The sequence below is a fragment of the Pseudomonas sp. 18.1.10 genome (genome assembly GCF_024655625.1).
Taxonomy (GTDB): domain Bacteria; phylum Pseudomonadota; class Gammaproteobacteria; order Pseudomonadales; family Pseudomonadaceae; genus Aquipseudomonas.
On record NZ_JANLGL010000383.1, the window covers coordinates 1 to 2,973 of the forward strand.

4 protein-coding genes are annotated in these 2,973 nt (G+C 62.9%); 2 read left to right on the top strand and 2 right to left on the bottom strand.

Annotated features, from left to right (window positions below):
- Positions 1-95: 95 nt before the first annotated feature.
- The gene (locus tag NUV89_RS28890; protein ID WP_257784004.1) at positions 96-272 is read right to left on the bottom strand and encodes a hypothetical protein; all 177 of its coding nucleotides are present in this window, start codon (positions 270-272) and stop codon (positions 96-98) included.
- 100 nt (positions 273-372) lie between these two features.
- Positions 373-1,278, bottom strand: a complete 906-nt coding sequence (locus NUV89_RS28895) for a LysR family transcriptional regulator (RefSeq protein ID WP_257784005.1) — start codon at positions 1,276-1,278, stop codon at positions 373-375.
- A gap of 107 nt (positions 1,279-1,385) precedes the next feature.
- On the opposite strand from NUV89_RS28895, the gene NUV89_RS28900 reads away from it, so the two are divergent.
- Both NUV89_RS28900 and NUV89_RS28905 read left to right on the top strand, forming a co-directional pair.
- Positions 1,386-2,252, top strand: coding sequence for an MBL fold metallo-hydrolase (locus NUV89_RS28900; RefSeq protein WP_257784006.1), 867 nt, complete (start codon positions 1,386-1,388; stop codon positions 2,250-2,252).
- Between the two features lie 34 nt (positions 2,253-2,286).
- The gene (locus NUV89_RS28905) at positions 2,287-2,901 is read left to right on the top strand and encodes an NAD(P)-dependent oxidoreductase (protein ID WP_257784007.1); all 615 of its coding nucleotides are present in this window, start codon (positions 2,287-2,289) and stop codon (positions 2,899-2,901) included.
- Positions 2,902-2,973: the final 72 nt, after the last annotated feature.

A 2,973-nucleotide genomic window follows, 5' to 3' on the forward strand; every position in this document is an offset into this window, starting at 1 on the left:
TCAGCCACCCGATGAGTCGACTGAACCACCGTATTCGCGAGCAAGCCCGCTCCCACACAAGCCCGCTCCCACATTGAATCTCCAGCGCGCCGGTTTTAGCGCAACGCGCTGAAACTGCCGGTGCGGGGAACACACTGGTCCTGATGGCAGCTGATCGCAAAGCTCGGCTGCATGCGGGTTTGCTCGACGCGGTAGGCGGCAGTGCCGTACAGCGCGCTGGCAACGGCGCAAAGGGAGAAAATCATCAGGTATTTTCTGGTTTTAATGCTCATGGCACAGACCTCTGAGCGGGACTACAGGGTGCTGTTTAAAGCATAGGCCAGCCAGAGCGAGTTGCCATTATCGGGCGACATTCAACCGGTTGATATCGGCCTACAAACCGACGTCCCATGCCGGCTCCTGCGGAAACCTCACCACCAGAAAATCCAACAGGCTGCGCAACGCCGACGGCATGTGCTTGCGCGAGGCGTACACCGCGTAGATGTTCATCTGCCGGGGCTCGGCCGCGGGCAGCAGGCGCACCAGTTCGCCACGGCGGATGTGATCGCCCGCCTGATAACTGGGCAGCATGCCCACACCGGCCCCCGCCAGCGTCACGCGCAACAGGGTGCTGGCCTCGTTGGCGGTGATATTGCCGTGCACCGGCACCGACACGTGCTCACCGCCCTCTTCGAAATGCCACAGGCTTTTGCCGAAGTAGGAGTGGGTGAGGCAGTTGTGCCGCGCAAGGTCTTCGACTTTCTGCGGCGCCGGATGCTCGCGCAGGTACGCGGGGCTGGCGCACACCACGGAGCGACAGACGGTCAGGCGCCGGGCGATCAGGTTGGGGTCCAGGTCGGTGCTGGTGCGGATGGCCAGGTCGATCCGTTCATCCACCAGGTTCACCGTGCGGTCGAGCATTTGCATGTCCACCGTCACCAACGGGAAGCGCTGCACGTACTCGGCAATGGCATCGGCCAACTGCGCCTGGCCGAACGAGGTGCTGACGCTCAGGCGCAACAGGCCACGGGGCGCGTCATCGGGTTCGCTGACGGCGGCCTGCATGTCGCAGCTCAGGTCCAGCAGTTGCCGGCAACGCGGCAGGGTTTCGCTGCCGGCGGCGGTCAGGCTGAGCTTGCGCGTGGTGCGGTGCAGCAGGCGCGCGCCGACCCAGTCTTCCAACTCCGCCAGGTAGCGCGAGACCACCGGGCGCGACAGGTCCAGATGATCGGCGGCGGCGGACTGGCTGCCCAGGTCCACCACGGTGACAAACACGCGCATTGCTTGAAGACGATCCATGATCTGCCCGATTTCAGAAACAAACTATGTCCCAGCATCGCATTTTTAGTTGGGTTTGGTGCAACTAAGCTCTGTGCATCCTTTGAATCGACTGCTGGAGCTGCCCGATGCTGTCCACCCTCAAGCGCTTGACCCTGGCCACCGCCGCCCTGGCCTTCGCCGCCCATGCGGCCGCGGCCGACCTGACCCTCGACGTATACAACCCGGGCGAAGCCGCGATCTTCCCGGTCAGCTCGGTGCTGGTCAGCGGCGCGAAAGACGCGATCCTGGTGGACGCGCAATTCGGCAAGGCCCAGGCCGAACAGCTGGTGCAGAGGATCCGCGCCAGCGGCAAGCACCTGACCACCATCTACATCAGCCACGGCGATCCGGACTACTACTTCGGCCTCGACACCCTTACTGCCGCGTTCCCCGATGCCAAGGTGCTGGCGCCGCAACCGGTGGTCGATCACATCAAGGCCACCGTCGCCGGAAAACTAGACTTCTGGGGCCCGAAAATGGGCGCCGACAAGCCGGCCAAAACCATCGTGCCGGACGTGCTGCCCGGCCACAGCCTGAGCCTGGAAGGCCAGCAACTGGAGGTCATCGGCCTCGACGGCGCGCAGCCGGACCGCAGCTTTGTGTGGATTCCGTCGATCAAGGCCGTGGTCGGTGGCGTGGTCGTCGCCGAGAACATCCACCTGTGGATGGCCGACACCCAGAGCGCGCAGTCCCATAAAGATTGGCTGGCGACACTGCAACGCATCCAACAGCTGAAACCAAAGACCGTGATCCCGGGCCACTACCTCGGCACGCCAACGCTGCAATCGGTGGTCTTTACCGCCGACTACATCAAGGCTTTCGACATCGAGACCGCCAAGGCCAAGGATTCCGCCGCCCTGATCGCGGCCATGAAAAAGCGTTACCCGACCCTCGCCGACGAAAGCTCGCTGGAACTCAGCGCCAAAGTCGCCAAGGGCGAAATGAAGTGGTGAATGGTTTTAAACCCTTAACGAACTGGAGAACGTCATGAGCAAGATTGCAATCATTGGTGCCACCGGCCGTGCCGGTAGCCAACTGCTGGAAGAAGCGCTGCGTCGTGGGCATACCGTCACCGCCATTGCGCGCAATACCGATAAGCTCGCCCCACGCCCGGGCGTCACCGTTAAACAAGCCGACGCGTTGGACGCCGAGGCCTTGCAACACGCGGTCAGCGGCAACGATGTGGTAATCAGCGCCGCCCACTTCGCCACCCTGCCCGCCAGCGCCGTGATCGGCCCGGTGAAAAAAGCCGGGGTGAAACGCCTGCTGGTGGTGGGCGGCGCGGGTTCGCTATTGCTGCCGGATGGCAGCCGCGTGATCGACAGCCCGGGTTTCCCAGCGGAGTACAAGGCTGAAGCCAGTGCGGGTGCTGATTTTCTCGCGGCGCTGCGTCAGGAAAAAGAACTGGACTGGACCTTCCTGTCGCCGTCGGCGGAGTTTGTGGAGACCGAGCGCACGGGCACATTCCGCGTGGGCCAGGATGATTTGCTGGTGAGCAGTGAAGGTCGCAGTTGGATCAGCTTTGCGGACTATGCGATTGCGTTGATCGATGAAGTGGAATCGCCGAAGCATTCGCGCCAGCGTTTCACTGTGGGCTACTGACACAACTGGATCAAAACTGTGGGAGCGGGCTTGTGTGGGAGCGGGCTTGCTCGCGAATGCGGTGGATCAGTC